The organism is Prosthecodimorpha staleyi, from assembly GCF_018729455.1.
GTDB classification, from domain to species: Bacteria; Pseudomonadota; Alphaproteobacteria; order Rhizobiales; family Ancalomicrobiaceae; genus Prosthecodimorpha; species Prosthecodimorpha staleyi.
In genome coordinates this window covers 21,571-40,217 of sequence record NZ_JAHHZF010000011.1, presented here as the reverse complement: position 1 = coordinate 40,217, position 18,647 = coordinate 21,571, and the positions used below count along the sequence as shown (strand labels likewise).

General features: G+C 68.9%; 18 protein-coding genes. 7 read left to right on the top strand and 11 right to left on the bottom strand.

All coding sequences use genetic code 11. The annotated features are described in order from the left end of the window. Positions 1-390 precede the first annotated feature (390 nt). Both KL771_RS20800 and KL771_RS20795 read left to right on the top strand, forming a co-directional pair. Positions 391-1,053, top strand: coding sequence for a hypothetical protein (locus tag KL771_RS20800; RefSeq protein WP_261970435.1), 663 nt, complete (start codon positions 391-393; stop codon positions 1,051-1,053). 428 nt (positions 1,054-1,481) lie between these two features. Further along, entirely contained in the window at positions 1,482-4,448 is a 2,967-nt protein-coding gene (locus KL771_RS20795; RefSeq protein WP_261970434.1) for a DUF2339 domain-containing protein, read from the top strand. 1 nt (position 4,449) lies between these two features. Here KL771_RS20795 and KL771_RS20790 read toward each other — a convergent pair whose 3' ends face one another. Beyond that, complete coding sequence (locus tag KL771_RS20790; protein ID WP_261970433.1) at positions 4,450-5,463, bottom strand: hydantoinase/oxoprolinase family protein; 1,014 nt, start codon at positions 5,461-5,463, stop codon at positions 4,450-4,452. A gap of 186 nt (positions 5,464-5,649) precedes the next feature. Here KL771_RS20790 and KL771_RS20785 point away from each other — a divergent pair, with 186 nt between their 5' ends. The 4 genes from KL771_RS20785 (at position 5,650) to KL771_RS20770 (ending at position 8,525) form a co-directional block, all read left to right on the top strand. Then, a complete protein-coding gene (locus tag KL771_RS20785; RefSeq protein ID WP_261970432.1) occupies positions 5,650-6,339 on the top strand; it encodes a HisA/HisF-related TIM barrel protein in 690 nt (229 codons plus the stop codon). A 451-nt stretch (positions 6,340-6,790) separates the two neighbouring features. After that, the gene (locus KL771_RS20780; protein WP_261970431.1) at positions 6,791-7,033 is read left to right on the top strand and encodes a hypothetical protein; all 243 of its coding nucleotides are present in this window, start codon (positions 6,791-6,793) and stop codon (positions 7,031-7,033) included. 386 nt (positions 7,034-7,419) lie between these two features. Then, entirely contained in the window at positions 7,420-7,683 is a 264-nt protein-coding gene (locus KL771_RS20775) for a hypothetical protein (protein ID WP_261970430.1), read from the top strand. A 587-nt stretch (positions 7,684-8,270) separates the two neighbouring features. Next, a complete protein-coding gene (locus KL771_RS20770) occupies positions 8,271-8,525 on the top strand; it encodes a hypothetical protein (protein ID WP_261970429.1) in 255 nt (84 codons plus the stop codon). 252 nt (positions 8,526-8,777) lie between these two features. Here the strand turns inward: KL771_RS20770 and KL771_RS20765 are convergent, their stop codons facing one another. From KL771_RS20765 to KL771_RS20730, 8 genes are all read right to left on the bottom strand, one after another. After that, the gene (locus KL771_RS20765; RefSeq protein WP_261970428.1) at positions 8,778-9,572 is read right to left on the bottom strand and encodes a trypsin-like peptidase domain-containing protein; all 795 of its coding nucleotides are present in this window, start codon (positions 9,570-9,572) and stop codon (positions 8,778-8,780) included. A gap of 354 nt (positions 9,573-9,926) precedes the next feature. After that, positions 9,927-10,433, bottom strand: coding sequence for a formaldehyde-activating enzyme (gene fae, locus KL771_RS20760; protein WP_054358524.1), 507 nt, complete (start codon positions 10,431-10,433; stop codon positions 9,927-9,929). A gap of 203 nt (positions 10,434-10,636) precedes the next feature. Next, positions 10,637-11,470 (bottom strand): triphosphoribosyl-dephospho-CoA synthase, encoded by an 834-nt coding sequence (locus tag KL771_RS20755; RefSeq protein ID WP_261970427.1) that lies wholly within the window; start codon positions 11,468-11,470, stop codon positions 10,637-10,639. After that, positions 11,467-12,372, bottom strand: a complete 906-nt coding sequence (locus tag KL771_RS20750; RefSeq protein ID WP_261970426.1) for an ATP-grasp domain-containing protein — start codon at positions 12,370-12,372, stop codon at positions 11,467-11,469. The genes KL771_RS20755 and KL771_RS20750 overlap by 4 nt, the downstream gene beginning before the upstream one ends. A 13-nt stretch (positions 12,373-12,385) precedes the next feature. Next, a complete protein-coding gene (mch, locus tag KL771_RS20745) occupies positions 12,386-13,348 on the bottom strand; it encodes a methenyltetrahydromethanopterin cyclohydrolase (protein ID WP_261970425.1) in 963 nt (320 codons plus the stop codon). 13 nt (positions 13,349-13,361) lie between these two features. Beyond that, positions 13,362-14,531 (bottom strand): ATP-grasp domain-containing protein, encoded by a 1,170-nt coding sequence (locus KL771_RS20740; protein WP_261970424.1) that lies wholly within the window; start codon positions 14,529-14,531, stop codon positions 13,362-13,364. Positions 14,532-14,538: 7 nt separating this feature from the next. Further along, the gene (locus tag KL771_RS20735; protein ID WP_261970423.1) at positions 14,539-15,432 is read right to left on the bottom strand and encodes an NAD(P)-dependent methylenetetrahydromethanopterin dehydrogenase; all 894 of its coding nucleotides are present in this window, start codon (positions 15,430-15,432) and stop codon (positions 14,539-14,541) included. A gap of 49 nt (positions 15,433-15,481) precedes the next feature. Beyond that, positions 15,482-16,459 carry a beta-ribofuranosylaminobenzene 5'-phosphate synthase family protein gene (locus KL771_RS20730; RefSeq protein WP_261970422.1) on the bottom strand — a complete coding sequence of 326 codons (978 nt, stop codon included), beginning with the start codon at positions 16,457-16,459 and terminating at the stop codon, positions 15,482-15,484. Positions 16,460-16,548: 89 nt separating this feature from the next. On the opposite strand from KL771_RS20730, the gene KL771_RS20725 reads away from it, so the two are divergent. Then, a complete protein-coding gene (locus tag KL771_RS20725; RefSeq protein WP_261970421.1) occupies positions 16,549-16,932 on the top strand; it encodes a 4a-hydroxytetrahydrobiopterin dehydratase in 384 nt (127 codons plus the stop codon). Between the two features lie 12 nt (positions 16,933-16,944). Here KL771_RS20725 and KL771_RS20720 read toward each other — a convergent pair whose 3' ends face one another. Continuing rightward, a complete protein-coding gene (locus KL771_RS20720; protein ID WP_261970420.1) occupies positions 16,945-17,835 on the bottom strand; it encodes an HpcH/HpaI aldolase/citrate lyase family protein in 891 nt (296 codons plus the stop codon). 170 nt (positions 17,836-18,005) lie between these two features. After that, a complete protein-coding gene (locus tag KL771_RS20715) occupies positions 18,006-18,212 on the bottom strand; it encodes a hypothetical protein (RefSeq protein WP_261970419.1) in 207 nt (68 codons plus the stop codon). Positions 18,213-18,647 lie beyond the last annotated feature (435 nt).

The window sequence follows — 18,647 nt, the reverse complement described above, 5'->3', positions numbered from 1 at the left end:
GGCAATCGGCATCGCCGGCCGCGGGCCGGCCCCGGCTCCCGGCATCGGCCCCCGGCACGGGGCTGCTCAGCGCCGCCGTGCGCATTTCCCGTTCGGCAGCCGGTAGCTGGCCCCGCCGCGTTGGAGCAGAGTGCTACCGATGGTTATAATCCAAACCGATGATTGGACTATCTTTATGATTGATTTATTTTAGGGTATTAAACCCTTGGTCGCAGTCAGCGGGCGACAGTAGGCGTCTGACTCAGGGGGCGACAGCATCGCCTGCATCAAAGGTCCGAGATCCCTCCAAACTGGAATGGCGCCATGCGGTCAGGAGTTCGAATCACCGTGCTACTCGCTGCCTGCTGGCTTAGTGAGGCTGCATCGGCGGCCCCCGTAGACGCCGAGATCTTGAACACCGAGGGCGTCGATCTCGAGAAGGCGGGACGACCTTGCGATGCCTTGGAACGCTACCGGGCTGCGTCCGATTTGGGTGGCGGCAAGGGGGCCGCGAATGCTGCGCGTATCCTGTTCGCGGGACGATGCGGGGATGCGGATGTTCCGATGGCCGTCTCATTCATGACGCTGGCCGCTCGGCGGGGTGAAAAGACGACCCAACGAGTGCTGGCCAGTCTATACTTGGACGGCAAACATGTTAGCCAAGATATTTACTTATTCCACTACTGGGCCCGCAGGGCACTTTCGCTCGGTTCCGAGTTGCTGCTCGATGACAGTTTGGAAGGTTTGAGCAACCAGGTTGAGGATATGATCGCCCAACGGAACCTCACTGCAGCAGCGACGGTTGCAGGAAACGTACTGAAGAAGAACGGCTATGATATCGCTTATCCTGCGTTCAAACATGCGCTGGTTCTCTATGGTTGGGATGTCGGTTGCAGCTATTTTGGCGTCTTGCCTGCGGTCCTGGCTATTGATGAAATAAAAGATAAATATTGCGGGTCTGCGAGCTATGATAAGAGAATTTGTGAAGGTTACTACTCGGCCGTCGTTAAGTCGTACCAACCTAAGATATTTTCATCAGTCCCTTGCATCGGATCGCGACTGCGCGACTGGTAGGTTTTTACGGAACCGTACAGACTCGCGAAGGGCAATTGTTGAGCGCGCCTATGATCGCTGGCAATACGACACCGCGTACGCAGCAGAACGAAATTGTTCGGCGCATTATGCCCATAGTTCTTTTATTCCATGCAGTGGATTTAGGTTTGGCCTGCTTCGTTGCGAGAGTGCTGTTTCAATAAAAGTACAATCATAGGCTAATTTTAGCTGCGAACCGCGAGTCTGTACGTTGCCAATCCGGCTGCTCATCGCCGATGGCCGATACGTGTCCGGGGGCGATCTTGGTTTTTTCACTCGGTTGGATGTCTGCAGTAGGCAACCGACGATCAATGCCGAACCGCAAGCGGCTGCCGACGGGCCGCAACACTCTTGAAGGACGACAGCGTGACTGCTATTATGAACAATGTTCATTTTAGGGATGATCGACCATGGACGGTCTGGCAATCCTCGGCATCCTGCTCGGGCTCTCGATTCCAGCGGCCGGGGTCATCGGCTTCTTTCTCAGTCTCGGTGCGCGCCGACGCCTCAACGACCTGACGGCGAACCGCCGCGGGCTGGAACTTGCCCTGGAGGATGTCGCCCGCCGCATCGACCGGGTCGAGCGGCGCCTGAGCGCGCTTGAGGCCCGCGGGATGGTGCCGTCTGGCCCCGGGACCGTACCGGAAGCCGGATCGGCCGCCGCCGCGGTCTCTTCGGACGTGTCGGCTGGGGACATGTCGCCCGGCGACTACATGCTGGATGAGCGGGGCGCCGTCATCGGCCGGTTCCGCGAGACCCAGGAGGCCGCCGAGGACGAGGCCGCGGCGCTCCGCGCGGTCCGCACGGCTGCGGAAGCCGGCCCTGCGGACTCCACCCCGACCGGCCCGGCCGAAGCCGCCGCCGCAGAGGTGGAAAGCCCGCTCCCCAGTGCATCTCCTGTCACGGACGCGCGCCCTGCCGACGCGGTCCCGCCGCCCCCTCCGACGCCCGCCCCGCCGCCGCGCAGCCTGGAGGAGACCCTCGGCACCCGCTGGACCGTCTGGATCGGCGGGCTGGCGCTCGCGCTCGGCGCGGTCTTCATGGTCAAGTATTCGATCGAACAGGGCTTCTTCGGCCCGGCCGCGCGCATCGCCTTCGCGGCGCTGTTCTCGGCAGCCCTGCTCGCTGCCGGCGAATATCTGCGCCGCAACGAGATCACCCGCCCGATCGGCGAGATCCCGGTCGCCCACATCCCCGGCGCCCTGACGGCGGCCGGCACGATCGGCGCCTTCGCGACCGTCTATGGCGCGCATGCGCTCTATGGCTTCATCGGACCGGCTACCGCCTTCCTCGGTCTTGGCCTCGTCGGCCTCGCCACCCTGGCGCTCGCCCTGCTGCACGGGCCCTGGCTGGCAGCGCTCGGCCTGCTCGGCGCCTATGCGACGCCGCTCCTGGTCGAAAGCAAGGATCCGAACGTCCCGGCGCTGATCTCCTATCTCCTCATCGTCACCGCCTCGTCCTTCGGACTGGCGCGGCTGCGGCTCTGGCGCTGGGTCGCCGGCGGCGCCTTCGCACTCGCCGCGGCCTGGTTCTTCCCCATCCTGGTCGAGATCGGCCGACCGAGCCCCGAGACCGGCTGGCTCCTGGCCTATGTGGCCGGGCTCTACGGCCTGACCGCCGCCATCCTGGTCGTCTCGCTGCATGGCTGGTCCCGGCAGCCCGAGGACCGGCCGACCGACCGCTTCGCCGTGCTGGCGCTGTCGGTCATCGCCGCACTGGCCTTCGTCGGCACCCTGCAGGACCTGCAAGGCACCGGCAGCCGTCTGCTCGCCAGCATCGTGGTGGTCGGGCACTTCGCGCTCGCCTGGGGGGTCGGGGCGGTCGCCCCGGCGACGCTCGCCGCCAGCCTGCTCGCCGTCATCTCGGTGCTGGCCTGGAAGGTCGAGGTCAATCCGGCCTTCTGGGCGGACACCTTCGCCTATGGGGCGGACGGGCTCGTCGCCCTGCGGCCGCGCGTGGTCGTCGATTTCCTCACCGTGGCGGGCCTCGCCGGCGCGCTGACCGGCGGCTTCGGCCTCCTCGGCGCGCGCCGAGCGACGCCCGATGCCGACCGCACCGCCGGCTGGTTCGCGCTCGCCGGCGTGATCGGCCCGGTGCTGATCCTGGTCGTCGCCTGGCTGCGCACCGCCGGCTGGGAATCGAGCGCCGCCTTCGCCGGCGGCGGCCTCGCCCTGGCGGCGGCCTTCGCGGCGGCGACCGCGCTGCTGGTCCGCCAGGAGCGGCCGGACCTGCCCGCGCGCGCCGTCGCCGCCTATGCGGTCGGCAGCATCGCGGCGCTCGGCGCCGGCCTCGCCATCGGGCTCGAACGCGGCGCGCTGACCGTGGCGCTCGCCCTGATGGTGCCGGCGCTCGCCCATGTCCACGGCGCCCGGCCGATCCCGACGCTGCGCCCGCTCGCCGCCATCGCCGGCCTCGCCGTGCTGGCCCGGGTGTTCTGGGATCCGCGCATCGTCGGCGACGATCTCGGCACCCGCCCGATCCTCAACTGGCTGCTCTACGGCTACGGCATCCCGGCCGCCGGCTTCGCCTATGCGGCCTGGACTTTCGGCCGGGCGGGTCGCCTGGCGGGCGGACGCGACGGCGACGACGTCTGGCAGCGCATCCTGGAGGCGCTCGCGGTCGTCTTCGCCGGCCTGCTCGTGCTCTTCCAGATCCGCCATCTGGCGCATGACGGCGATGTCTTCGCGCCGGGATCGAATCTCGGCGAGGTCGGCCTCTCCGCCACCATGGCCTTCCTGATGAGCGCCGGCCTCGCCCGGGTCGCCGCCCGGCTCGGCTCGCGGGTCTACGATGCCGCCGGGGTGATCTTCACCGGCGCCGGCGTCGCGGCCGCCGGGCTCGGCGCGCTGGTGCTGGAAAACCCGATGCTGACCGGCGAACCGGTCATCCAGCTCGTCTTCTCCACCCTGATGCTCGGCTATCTGCTGCCGGCGGCGGCCGCGCTGGTCGCCGCGAAGCTCTCCGAGGGCGTGCGACCGCCGCAACTGATCATGAGCCTCAGGACCCTCGGCGTCGTGCTCGTCTTCACCTGGATGAGCCTGATGGTCCGCCGCGTCTACCAGGGGCCGGATCTCTGGCACGGCCCGACCGGCGACGCGGAGCTCTGGACCTATTCGGCGGTCTGGCTCGGCTTCGGCGTCGCGCTCCTCATCGGCGGCCTGCTGGCGGCCTCGCAGCCGGCCCGGCTGGCCTCCTCGCTGATCGTTACGCTGACCGTGCTGAAGGTCTTCCTTTACGACATGTCGGCCCTGACCGGCATCTGGCGGGCCCTGTCCTTCATCGCGCTCGGGGCGATCCTGATCGGCATCGGGCTTCTCTACCAGCGCCTGCTGTTCCGCCATCCGGCGTCGGCATCGTCCGAGGCGCGGCCCGAATAGCTCAGGACAGCGCCATGGCTGCGGCGGGCGCGCAGGCTGCCGCCGCCATGGCGAGCGCGGGATCCGCGGCTGGGATCAGGCCCGCGAGCGGCCGGCAGGGCCGGACGAGCCGGCGGGCGACCTCCTCGATCGCGAAGGCGCCGACCCCGCAGGCGACGACCGGCGCCTCGTCCGGCAGTCCGGCACCGGACAGGACCGTGGCGGCGGCATCGTGGACACGCCGGATCTGGGCCTCCGCGAAGGCGGCGGCGAGATCGCGCCAGGCCGTCTCGCTCGCCTCCGCGACATCGACCCCGACCATCCGGGACAGCCGCAGCCGGCTCTCGACGACCGACTTGCCGCGCCCGTCCGCCGTGCCATGCTGGTCGGCGTCTTGCGGCAGGCGGCCGAGCAGGCGCCAGATGTCGGCGGTGGTGGCGAAGTGCTCGGCCATCACGCCGAGCCGACGGCCGGCGAAGGGGATGTCGGCGGCCAGCGCCATCAGCGGCGTCCGCACCACGCCGGTATAGACGAGTTCTCCCGATGCCAGCCGCTCGGCGTCCGAGTAGCCCCGCGCCGCCGCCGCGCCGGCCCGGACCGGGATGATGTCCGTGGTGGTCGAACCCATGTCGATCAGCAGCGCCGCGCCGAGCGCGGCGCCGGTCAGCCCTGCGGTCGCGTGCCAGTTGGCGGAGGCCACGTCGTTGGCATGCGTCGCGGCGCCGTCGACGGCGACCTGTCCGGCCCGGCCGGCATAGATGGTCACGTCCGCACCGAGATGGCGTGCGGCGCGCGCCGCCAGGGCGGCGACGCCCTCGGCCCGGCTGGTGAAGAGGTCGACCAGTTCTCCCGTCATGGTGGCCCGATGCCGGCCGCCGGTTCCGATCCGGTCGAGAATCGCCGCAAAGGCGTCGTCGAGCCGGTCGAGCCCCAGCCACAGGGCGCAGGGCTCCTGCACGACCGCGACGATCCGGCCGTCCTCCGCAACCGCCGCCTTGAGATGCGCCCCCCCGATGTCCCAGCCGATCCGCCGCATGTCCGTCTCCCGTCTCACGTCGGTGCGAGGAAAAGCAGGCCTGCGGTCCGAACGCCAGCCCTGCCGCGGTCGCACCCGGGGGTGCTCGGGACAGGCTCTGGCGGGCGCATGCCAAGGTCGCGCGGCCGTGCTTGCGCGCGCCGCATGCGGCGTCCAAGGTCGCGGCCGCGAATCCCGGAGGCCGCCTTGGACGTCGTTCCCGTTCTCGATCTGAAACAAGGTTTGGTCGTGCGCGCCCGCCACGGCGACCGCGATGCCTATCGGCCGATCGAGACGCCGCTCGCACCCTCGGCGGCGCCGCTCGACGTGGCACGCGGACTGCTCGCGCTCCATCCGTTCCGCCGCTTCTATCTGGCCGACCTCGACGGCATCGAGGGGCGGGGCCGCTCGGATGCGATCGTCGATGCCCTGGCGGCCGCCTTGCCGCAGGTCGAATTCTGGGTCGACAACGGGCTCGCCGACGCGGCCGCCTGCCGGGATTGGCTCGACGGCCGTCGCGCGCGCCTGGTGATCGGTTCGGAAAGTCAGACCGGCATCGACACCGCCCGCGCGCTCGGGGCCGGGGCGGTGCTCTCGCTCGATTATCGCGGCGACGCCTTTCTCGGACCGGCGTCCCTGGAAACCGACGCCGCGCTGTGGCCCGACGACGTCATCGTCATGACCCTGGCGCGGGTCGGCAGCGGCGCCGGGCCGGATCTCTCCAAACTGGCTGCGGCGCGCGGCCGGTCCTCCGGCGCCAGGCTCTGGGCTGCCGGTGGCGTGCGCGGTGTCGACGACCTCGCGGCGCTGCGCGGCCTCGCTGTCTCCGGCGCACTGGTGGCGACCGCCCTGCATGATGGTCGTCTGACCGCCGCGGATCTCGCTACCCTGGCCTGAATCCGTGGCTCTTGTCGGGCGCCGGACCACCGGGGGGCGGGGTCGGGGTCGGCTGCGCCTCTGTTCCGACCACCCGCCGTCGTGACCCGCTCCGTCGATCCGAACCGGCGCCGCTGGGTCGGATGCGGGCGGGCGGATCCGGCCGCCTCTGCCCCGGCTGGTCCGGTGTTGACGATCCAAAATCCGGGCACAGTGGCCGTCCTCGCCAAATGACAAAGATTACAAATGTGCAATGTTGCGATTGTTCCCTGGAAAATCTCATTTACAAAAATAACGGGACGTTCAAGTGCTATCACAAACGCATGATCTGGTCGTGATTATATAGTAACGGTCATGTCAACATAGAAATTGGCGATCGGTATTGAAGGTCGACGGTGGTGGATTAAATATCTTGTTGTGAACTTGCTTACGACGGGCCGCCGAGCCGGCGGCTCTCACACAGGAGCCTAAGATGTCGATGATCAAGACGAGTGCCTTTGCCCTGATCCTGTCCGCTGCCGCCATCGGTGCCGCCTCGGCCGAGCCGGACGACGCCGCCTCCCGCAGCAGCGTCTACGATGCCGCGTCGGTTTCGACGGTCTACGAAGGCCGTCAGGCGACCCCGATCCTGGCTCCGGCCGCCTCCAATGCGGCTGGCCAGACGAACCTGCAGTGGTTCGAGCAGCGCGAAATGCAGGACGTGAACAAGAACTGATCCGCCGGGCGGGCGCACGGGACCCCTGATCCAGCGCGCCTTGCCCCTCAGATCATGCCGACGGCGGTCCGGCTCCCCCTGCCGGGCTGCGGTTCGGTCGCCGAGCCGTCGCCCTTGCGGCGACGCATCCCATGCGTCCGGAGACGTCGGCGCGTTCGTTTGATCGATTGATTTCGTTTTCCGCTTGACCCGAATTCGGGCATCGAATTCTTGTTTCAAGTGCGATCACGAAGTAAAAATAGTGATGCCGAGGCATAGTAACACAGTCGTCACTATTCAGAAAACCGAGATAAATCGTCAAGCAAACGGGTTATCGTCAACGGATTCGATCTGAATACACGTATCTATATGCTGCAACGACGCAGCAATCAAAAAGGAAGAGAAAAATGTCCCTCATCACCAAGACCGGTGCCCTCGCCCTGATCCTGTCCACGGTCGCCATCGGCGCCGCCTCCGCCGAACCCGACGACGCCTATACCCGCTCGGGCGTCTATGATGTCGGCCCGGCGCTTCCCTCGGCGCGCGCCGCCACCGTCTACGAGGGCCGCCAGGCGACCCCGATCCTGGCTCCGGCCGCCTCCAATGCGGCTGGCCAGACCAACCTGCAGTGGTTCGAGCAGCGCGAAATGCAGGACGTGAACAAGAACTGAGCGCGGCGATCCCTGTCGGAGTCCGGCGACGTCCGACGCGTCATCTTGCTTGCCCCTGTCCCAAGTGAGCGTGTCGCGCGTCGTCAACAACCCGCCGTACCGCCCGTTATGGTTTGCCAAGGCCAATCCGATCGGAGCGGACCGCTCTGATCGGATCGGGCGCTGGCGCCTTGGATCGTTGGTTTGACCCGCCAGCCGAGCCTATCGGCGCCCCCGTTCCGATCCGAGGCGGCCTCGCCACCCAATCCATCCCGATCGGCCGCCGCTGTTGACCCGGCCGGCGGCCGACCGGGATCCATCTCTGTTTCTCATGAGGCGTCGCATCCGAACCAACCGGATGCGACGCCGTTTCCGTTTGCGCGTTGATTTTCTCTTTGCGAACTTGTGAATATGTTTTCATGGACCATGGAAGCGATTTCAAGTGCGATCACGAAGTGATGATACAGGCGTCATCTTGTTATCACGCAACCGTCAATGTTCAGGATTCGAGACAGTACCGTCAAACGATCGAGGGGTTTTTCTGGATGTCGAACTCATTACATGAGCTCTCATGCTGCAAGGACGCAGCAAGCAAACGGAGACTTTCGATGTCCATCCTCACCAAGACCGCCGCTCTCGCGTTCCTCCTTTCGGCCACCGCCATCGGCGCCGCCTCGGCCGAGCCGGACGATGCCTATACCCGCTCGGGTGTCTACGACGTGGTTCCGACCGCGCCGGCGGCCCGCGCCGCGACGGTCTATGAAGGCCGCCAGGCGACGCCGGTGACCGGCCTCAGCCAGGCCGACCGTGAGCGCCTGCAGCAGTTCGAGCAGCGCCAGGCTCAGGACCAGAACAAGAACTGATCCGGTCAGGTCGTCCGGGACGGCGCGATGCGCCGTCCCCGACCTCGATCGCCGCCCGATCATGTGGGATCGGCAAGACGATGCAGACGGGCCGGACGACGAACCGTTCGGAACGCAAGATGGGTTCAGGCAAAGTCCCGATCCGCAGGCGGTCCTCGAAAGGCCGGATGCGGATCGGGACTTTTTTTATGGCGACATCGCTTCGCCGCGCGCGGCTCTGCTGGGCGACGGCTGAGGCCGGCCGCCGTCCGGTCAGTCGGCCACGGCGGCCTTGAAGCGCCGTTCGGCCGTGGTGCCGAAGGTGTAGTGGCTCGACGAATAGGGGGCGGCGCTGCCGGGCGTCGCGGAACGATAGCCGACATGGATGCCGACGATGGCCGGATCCGGTCCCGTGGTCAGATAGGCGGCACCGGACAATCCGCCGCGCCCGGTGCAATCGGTCCGGATCTCGCGCGGTCCGCCGTCGCTCTTCTCGACCACCTCGCGGACCTGGCAATGATCCACGGTCCGGCCCCGTTCGGGGCTGTAGGAGACCACCACGATTCCCTGTCCGGGGCTCGGCGGCATGCCAAGGCGATAGGGGCGGATCCCCGTGACCGGTTCGGCCAGGCGACCGACCGCCCAATCATGGTGACCGGCCATGCCGTAAGGCCGTGTCGAGCCGCAGCGCGTCGGGTCCGGTTCCAGATCGATGGAGCGGGTGGTGCCGCCGACGGCGATGATGAAGCGGCAGGCGCCCGATGCGGCGCGGGACTGGCCGTTCTCGTCATAGAGCGCATGGGCGGCGGTGGTCACCAGATCGCCGCGCCCGGTCAATTGTCCGGTCGAGCGCATGCCGCCGCATTCGATGGTGCCGGTGGCGCCCCAGGACCCTGCGAAGGCCGATTTGCCGACTTCGCCCGGCGGCAACGCGCTGCTGCGCGTATCGCGGCCAACCACCACCGTCGCATCCGGCCCGGTCACCGGGGAGGAGAGGGCCGGTGTGGCTCCGGCAAAGGCCAGAAGCGTGTATCCGAGCGTTCCATACCACGTCAGACGTCTGGTCATCCGGAGAGCCTCGCCACTCTTCACGATCCTGCGAGCGTAATGGGCGAAGCGGCCGTTTGTCGAGCGATTGAATTAAGCATGAATGGACCGCTCTTTGGGCGGCTTTCGTGACGTTCATGTCAGGCTTGGGCTGTGCAATGATTGCGTTTGAAAGACGTTTGGGGGCAAGGCATTGCCTGAATGCCGGCGCGGATCGGATTTCTTCGCTGCGATGCGGAAACGAAAACGGGGACGGCGCGTTCGCCGTCCCCGTTTCGCTCTTCGGGCCTATTTGCCGAAGAATTTGGCAACCAACCGCTGGAGCAGACCCCGCGGCATCGCCGGGGTTTCCGGCTGCCCAGGGTGGTTTCCTATCTAAGCGCCGAAGGGGTGCTTCACAGAATCACGCTTGGCGGTGACTTCGGCCGCCTTGGGTTCGCCGGCCACGGCGCGCTTCAGAGCGAGCTTGGTGGCTTCGTAGTTGAACGACTGGATCTTCGCGTCGTCCTCGGCTTCCCAGTGGATGAACACGCCGACCAGCACGTAGACGTCGTCGGCTTCGTCGGCCGGAATGGTGCCGTCAGCGACGCAATCCTGCACGGCCTTGGCGACCGCATACTGAGCCGGTCCGAACATCTGGACGGCCTGCTTGGCGCCCTTGATGGTGACCTTGTTGAACATCAGCGTGTTCGGCTTGCAGGGCAGGTTCGGCGCGATGACCGCGAGCAGCGACGTGAAGCCGTCCTTGTTGTTGGTCAGGCTGTTGCAGAACGCCGCCTCGGCGGCGCTGTTGCGCGGGCCGACCAGCAGATCGATGTGAGCGATCTCGTTGCCGTCGCCGACGAGAGCTTCGCCGACCATGACCTTGTTGATTTTCGCCATCAGTAAACCTCCCGGTACACAAAGAAATTCCACGGCAGGGCGATCCCTGCACCGCGGACCCCCGGTCTATCCTTGCAGCAGCACCCGGCATTCGGCACGATCCGAAGCGCGAGCCGGTTCGCCAGATAGGACGGACATTTCCCAGACGGAGCGGAGCCTAATCCGGCCGCCGCCGGGCGGCAAGAGAGGCGGCCTACGCGACTTCACGGAAACCGCCGGATGAGGTGCGGCAAAATCGTCGCAACCGTCAAATCCGCACTGGTTCCGGGGTTTATGCCGCGCTGCTTCCAGGCCGTGTCCCATTCCATCAGCGCCGCCGGCCCGCCTGCCCTTACGGTAGATCCGATCAGTCTTTCCGCGGTTCTTTGCACGTCCTCGGCGATCTCGACGCCGAATTTTCGAAGGATGTGGCTATCCGGGCGAGCGGCGAGCCAGGCGAGATAGACGTCCGTGACCGCGTCGGGCCCGAACGGGGAGCGACGGATCGCCGCGGCAAGCGCCGGCAGGCCGATCGTCCACAGATCCGCGAATCCGGTCGCATATTGCCGCGCGATCGTGTCCCGGTCGGCCGCGGCGGCCATCGCGACGAGAAGGTCGCCGGCCGGCCCGGTCACGTCGTGCTCCGGGACCCGGCCGAGACCGCCCGGATTGGCCCGGCGGATGGCCGCGAACACGTCTTCCGCGTCCTGGCGATCGAGTTCGGCCAGGATTGCGCCGAGGTCCGCCCGCAGATCGCCGCCACGCTCCGCCGCGGCCAGGATCGGGGCGGCCAGCAGCAGGATGCCGAGATTGGTATTCTGCCCGACCGCCGCCATGGTGGCCTCGACCGCCTCGCGCACCCGACGGCCGACCCGCGCCCCCGGTCGCGCCACCAGCGGCGCGGCGACGGCGGCGCTCAGTTCGAAATCCGCGACCGTCATGCGATGGCCGGGCGCATGGATATGGACGTTGCCGGGCTTCAGCGCCTGCAGTTCCAACAGGCAGGCCTGCTCGAAGGCCGCCGCCAGGGCGGACGGGCCGGGCGCGCCTGCCGTCATGGCTGCGACGCCGTGTCGAAGGCGGCCGCCATCAGGTCGGCGGCGATGCGCCCGGCGATGTCGATCGCCGTCACGCTTTGCAGGCCGGTCCAGGCCGGCATCGAATTGACCTCCAGCACCATGTAGCCGCCCGCGCCGTCCTCGATCAGGTCGACCCCGGCGAGATCGGCGCCGACGGCCTGCGCCGCCGCCAGGGCCAGGTCCGCCGCCGCCTTATCCGCCGCCCAGGCCTCCGGCCGGCCGCCCTGGTGGACATTGGTGATCCAGGTCTCGCCATGCCGTCGCATGGCGGCGATGACCCGCCCGCCGGAGACCAGCACGCGATGGTCGCGGAAGCCGCCCACGGCCGGACCGACGAAGCGCTGCAGATAGTAGAGGCCAGCGACCGCCTCCGGCGGCGGCAAGTCGGCGGCCTCGCGCACCAGCGCCAGCCCCTTGCCCTGCGCGCCGAACAGCGGCTTCAGCACCACCGGCCCGCCCGCCTCCGCCAGGATGGCGGTGGCCGTCTCGCGGCTCTCGGTCACCCAGGTCTCCGGGGTCGGCAGGCCGGCGCGCGCGACCAGGAGGCTGGTCATCGACTTGTCGACGCAGGCCTCGATCGCCCTCGGCCGGTTCCAGACCGTGCAGCCGGCGGCGACCAGGGCATGCAGAATGCCGAGCCGCACCGTCACGGCTTCGAAACTGCCGGCCGAGATGGTGCGCACGAAGGCGGCGCGCGGCAGGCGCCCGTCGAGGCCCGGGATGCGCACCGGGTCGCCGGCGCCGCCGGTCGCGATCGTCACGCGCTCCAGGGGCACGATCAGGCTGTCGCGCCCGGCTGCCGTGAAGCCGGCGACCAGCCCGCGCACATGGCTGTCGCGGCCGTCGGCGAAGACCACGATCGTGTCGGAAAAGCCCGGCACCCTCTCGTCCCCGTCAACCGAACGAGGCGTCGACGAGACCCGGCGCGACCGCCCCGGCGCGGTGGCTGTTGCCCGATTCGACCGCCGTCACGATCACCTCGGCGGGCGAGAACAGCATGCCGTCGATGGCATAGAAATCACCACCGAAGCGGCGGAAAACCTCGCCGAACGGGGCGCCGTAGTCGCGCGAGGTCGAACTCGGCAGACGATGCGCGAGATCGCGGGCGTCGTCATCGGGTCCCTCGACGAACAGATGCACGGTCCCGCCATAGATGATCGCGTCGTTGGTGCGGCCCATGGCGGTGACGAAATCGGGCGAGGGCGGCGCCAGCGGGGCGATGCCGATGCCGTCGACGATGCGCTCCATCGGAAAGTGCAGGGCATGCACCTTGTGCAGCGCGACCTCGAGCACGCGGCCGACCACCTGGGTCGAGCCGGCCAGGCTCTGGGTCGGGGCGTAGAGGAAGGTCAGCGCTGTCGGATCGAGCCCGGTGCCGTCGGCGACCATGCGGACGACCGCCTCGGTCGGGGCGGTGTCGGTCTCCAGCACCAGCGCGCCGGTCTCCGCCCGGTCCGCATAGGCGATATCGGCGAAGATGTCCTCCTTGGCGTAGAGCGCGCGGGCCGGACCGGAGCCGAGCGCGAACCAGCCGTCGTCGGCGAGGCTCCAGCCGGCATACTGACTGCCCAGGCAGGAGACGACCGGGTCGGTGGCGCCGACGCGGATCGCGAAGGGCCAGCGTGGCGTGGTCGGTGCCGGCACGATCGCGACCTGGCCGAGCCCGCCCATGCAGATTTCCGTCAGCCGCCGCCCGGCCTCGATGCCGCCGCGCCGGGTGGCTCCGGCATCGATCAGGCGGCACCCGAGCGGTCCGGTCAGGACGGCGATGCGCAGATTGTCCGCCTCTGCCGCCATCGCCGCCACGAGCGGCGCCGCCGACCGGTTCACGCTCGGCTTGGTCCCCGTTTCCGCCATCGACCTCTTCCCCCTACGTCGTGCCGCATTCCCTGCGGAGCCATGCCGCGCGCCGCTCGATCTCGGTCAGGACCCTCGCGAGGTCCGGCGCTTCCGCCGTCACGGTCGCGATCGGATCTCCCGCCCCGATCGAACCGCCCGGTTCCGGCCTATCGAACACCCAAGCGGGCCACGCGGCAGCGAGCACCGCAGCAATCGGCTTCGTCGCATAGACGATCCCGATCCCTCGGACCATAGTGGAAACGACTTTCCTTTCAGGCAAATAGCCGCGGCATGCTGCAATATGCGCGGCCAGCAGCGGCACTTCGCCGCAATCGAGCACATCGAGCGAAGCCCCCGGGCGCGGATTGATTTCGACCAGCGACCAGTCCTCGCCGTCCAGCACGGCGTCGAGACTGGCGAGGCCGCGCAACCCGAAGCGGCGCGCGAGCCGGCGCGCGGCGGCGATCATGCCGGCTTCGACCGTCCCGGCCAGCCGGATCGGGCCGGCCATGCCGCCAAAGCGCCACGGCCGCGCCGGCGTCGGCGCACTCCATTGTTCGGCAAAGCCGATCGGGCGGATGTCGACCCCGTCCGACAGGAAGCCGAGCGAGACCGAGCGGCCGGGCACGAAGGCCTGCGCATAGTGGCCGGGCGGCAAGGCGCCGGACCGGCGCGCGCGCCGGACATGGGCGCCGCCCGAGCCGCCGATGCGCTTGACCAGCCACTCGCCCGCCTCCGGCACGGCGCGCGCGATCGGCGGGTGGGGAATGCCTTCCTGGCGGCAAGCCGCGGCGAGGCCATGCGGATCTTTCGCCGCGCGCACGCCCGGACCCGGCGTGCCGAGGAGGCCGTAGCGCGCCGCCAGCCGCTCGATCAGCCGCGGCCGGTCCTCGAAGCCGGAGCCGAGCACCAGGCCGATCGGCGGGGAGGGGGCATCGGCGGCGAGCCGGTCGAGCGCGGCGACCAGACCGTCGCGCCGGAAGCCGGTCGCCAGGGCGCCCTCGACGGCGATCGCGGCGGAACAGAGCGCGCGGGTGTCGCTGTCGGCGAACAGATCGGCGACCAGCGGCACGAACCCGGCCCGCCGCGCGGCGGTTGCAAGGGCGCGGCCCGATTGCGCGGCCACGAGCACGCATTGGCCGTGGCCGCCGGCCGGCCGGGCGGCCGGATCGGCCGCCGCCCGAATGGCGTCGGCGTCCACGGTCCCGTCAGCCGATGAAGGCACGGGCCTCGGCATAGGCATGACGGAAATCCAGCACCAGCGGTTCGCTGGTGGTGATCATCCGCCGGAACAGCCGATTCTGCGCCTGATACTTGACGTTGCCGATGGCCAGCGCGCCGAGCCCGACGCCGTCGCCGATGCCGAGCGGCTCGCCGTTGGCGAATACGTCGATGCCGTGGATGCCGGGCGGCGGCACGGCATTGACGTCGCCGGCGACGAGCAGCTTCTTGGCCGCGGCGACCTGGTCGGCATTCAGGATCTGCACGCCGGCCGGGCCGGCCGCGAACAGCACCTCGGCGTCGAGCGCCAGGTCGGCATTCTTCTCCGGCGAGGAGCCGTCGGCCGGTTCCACGTCGACGCCGAAGCGGGCCTTCATGTCGGCCGCGATGGCGCCGACTCGCTTGGTGCCGTCATAGCCGACCAGCTTGACCCGGGCACCTTCGCCGGCGGCGATCACGGCGGCCGAGAAGGCGACCACGCCGGTGCCGCCGTAGATGACCACGGTCTTGTCCTTGAAGCTGGTCTGGAACCGGGTTTCCAGGAGCTTCGCCGCACAGGCGACCATGCCGGCGGCGGTGGTGAAGGAGCCGGCCGGGTCGGCCATCAGGTTGATCAGGAAGGGCGGCACGAGGCTGTCCTCGGCCGTCTTCATCATGTCGAGCGCTGCGATCGCGTTCTTGCCGGCAAAGAAGACGCCCTGGCGCACCGCATCGGCCGGCGAGCGCGAGAAGATCGCGTCCTGGACCAGGCCGCGCACCTCCTCGGGGGTGACCGACGTGTAGGTGGCGATCACGTCGAAGCCGGCATCCGCCGCCATGTTCACGTCGAACGGGCTCATATGCTTGAGCGGCGTCAGCATGTGCAGGATGTTCTTGGACATTTCCCCCGGACTCCTCGCGCCCGTCTGGCGGGCGATCCGCAGCGGCCGCTTATTCGGCCTCGATTACGGCTCCCTGGTTTCTGCCCCTGACGATGATGAAATTCAAACCGTCCGCGATGCGGTCATTCAGCGCAAGGGCGGCGACGGCGGCCTCGGCGGCGCGGTCCGAGGCGAAGAGTGCGAAGCCGGTCGGACCCCAGGAACTCTGCCCATGGCCGGCCGCGCCGGCTTGCGCGAGAGCCGCGAGCGCGGCCGCGACCCGCGGCGACGTGAAGCGGCCGCCGCCCTGCGCGGGGGCGAAATGGTCGCCGAGCCGGGCCTGGATCTCGGTCACCGCCGCGCCGAAGCCGGCGATGTCGGCCTCCGCCAGCGACGGCAGCATGCGCATCAGCACGAGCCGGCAGAGATGGGCGGCATCGGCGGCCGGGAAGGTCGGCAGCGCCCGGAAGGCGGCCAGTTCGTCGTCGCCGTGGACGCCGTCGGTGGTTTCGTCGAGGACCAGCACGATGCGCCAGGCCTCCGGGATCGGCAGCCGGGCGATGATCGGCGGCGCCGCCGGCCCCGCGCCCTTGCCGCCGTCGAGCACGAAGCCGCCGCCCTCGAAGGCCGCCACGCCGATGCCCGAGCGGGCGCCGCGATCGAGCTCGGCGGCGATCGCGCCCGCGTCGAAAGGCAGACCTTCCAGCCGCGCCACCCCGGCCGCGATGGCCAGCGCCAGCTGGGTTCCGGACCCGAATCCGGCATGGGCCGGCATGGCGCCGGCGACGACGAGATCGTGGCCGGGCTTGGCTCCGAGCACCCGGCAGGCGGCGACCAGATAGCGGTGTGCGCGGCCGACCTCGGCGCCGGACACGGCGGTGACGCCGGCGCGTGCGATGCGGATGATGGCGGCCGGCCGGTCGACGGCGAGGCCGATCGAGCCGAAGCGCCGCCCCAAATCGCCGTTGAGATCGAGGAAGCCGATATGCAAGCGCGCGGGAGCGGTCACGCGGACCAGCCCGGGCCGCGTCTGGACGGACACCATCATCGCCCCTAGGTTTCTGCCTTGTCAGGGTCCGACGCAATGTCGTGACCAGTCGACCGGGATTTTGGCCCGTCGAGCCGGAGAGCGCAACGATGAGCGAGCGTCAGACCGAGAAGACCTATACGGACGACGAGGTCCGCGCCCGGTTGGCCGCCGACCTGCCGCATTGGCGCCTGGAGGACGGCTGGATCCGGCGCACCTACCGCACCTCCAGCTGGAAGGGCACCCTGATGGTGATCAACACGGTCGGCCATCTCGCCGAGGCCGCCTGGCACCATCCCGACCTGACGGCCTCCTATGCCTGGGTCGAGGTGCGGTTGATGAACCATGCCGCGAAGGGCATCACCGACAAGGATTTCGCGCTCGCCGCCAAGATCGAGGAGGTCGTGCAATGGCAGCCCGGCCTTGAGGGCAAGGGCCTCGAAGGCACCCCCGACAAGGACCTGCGCTTCGCCTATATCAAATACGATTCCTGAGGCTGGCGGTTCTCAAGCGGCGGACGCGGCCGCGAGGGCTTCGGCGCGTTCGATGAGCGCGCAGGCGCGCCGATAGGTCGGCGGTTCGATCCACAGACCGTCGACCAGCACCCGGTCGGCGCCGCGGGCCCGGGCTTCGTCGAAGGCGGCGACCACGTTCTGCGCGTGGCGGAGCGCATCGGCGTCCGGGCTGAACACCGCGTGCAGGATGGCGACGTGGCCGGGCGTCACGGTGCTCTTCGAGCGGTAGCCGGCTGCGGCGGCCCTGCGGGCCTCGCTTGCGCAGCCGGCCTCGTCCGCGAAGGTGTAGGGCGGATCGACCGGCTCGATACCGAGCGCACGGCATTCGAGGAGAAATCGGGCACGCGCATAGGCGAGTTCGCCGCCTTCGCGGGTGCGCGGCGCCATGAGATCGGCCGCCAGATCCTCGGCACCGAGGACGGCCGACCGGATGCGGGCGCTTGCGGACACGATCGCCTCCAGCCTGAGGACGCCGCGCGCCGTCTCCACGGTCGGCACGATCTCGATGGTCCCGGGTTCAAGTCCATGCAGGGCCTCGCGTGTGCCGATGGCCGCATCCAATGCCGCGATCTCCGCTGCCGATTCGGCCTTCGGCAGCAGGATGAGGTCGGGACGCGCGGGGACGACGGCGTCCAGGTCGAGCAGGCCGCCGTCGGCGAGACGGTCGATGCGAACCGCCGCCATCGCGCCCGCCTGCCGGCAGGCGGCGAAAAGCGCGGCGGCACGCGACCGACCGGTCTCCTTCAAAGGCCGCGGCGTGAAGTCCTCCAGATCCTGAATGAGCACGTCGGGCCGCGCTCCGAGGGCCTGGTCCTGGGCGACCGCGTCGGCACCGGCCACGAAGATCAGGGACCGGCGCAGGTCCGGACTGCGATGAGCCATGGCGAAGCATCCCGGTCAGAGGCGATGCATCGTGGCTCACGCGGTCCGGACCGCGCAAGACCGTCGGGGGCCGAACGGTCGAGCGGGGAGCGCCAGGACCGGGCCGGCGGCATGCTGGGCACAGGACCGGCGCCGAGGCGCGGGACCGCCGTCTTCGTCGGGACCGGGATTCAGATCCGATAGCCGTCGCGACCGGCCGGTCCGCAGCGCCAGCGCTCGATCTTCCACTTGGGATGCGACTGCGACCACTCGGCGATGATGGGCTGAGCGCCGATCATGCATTGCATGGGGGCGACTTCCTCGACGCTCACCGACAGACGCTCTTCCCGGCAATCGCCGGGCGTGGACAACATGCAAACGGCCAGGATCAGTTCCATGGGGTGCGACCTTCCGTGTCAGGGTCGGATGTCACCCTCCGGGTCGTTCTCTCACCTCGCTTGCCGCCGATCCTCCGGCCTCGCGTCGTCGGGATCGCTCGGATCCCTGTGGAATCGCCCCAGAGGTCGCGGTCTGTTCGTCTTTCGTTACGGTCCCGCCGCCGGTGTTATCCGCGGTCCGCCGTACAGGCATAGGTTGGCAAGCCCCGTGCCACGCGCGGCCCCGCAGCCGCCGTGGGGCCGGGCCGGCCCGCAAAGGCGAGTTCTGAAATTCCAGCTCGGGGGCGAAAAGGGCCGAAGTCTCAACAGGGACAACCGGTCTCGGTGCCCTTACGTCACAATCATGTGATCGCGCCGTTCGGGCGGATGTCGGCCCCGCGGCGTCCCGGCAAAATCCCCACGAAATATTGCGATGCACACAAAACTTGTGCGCCG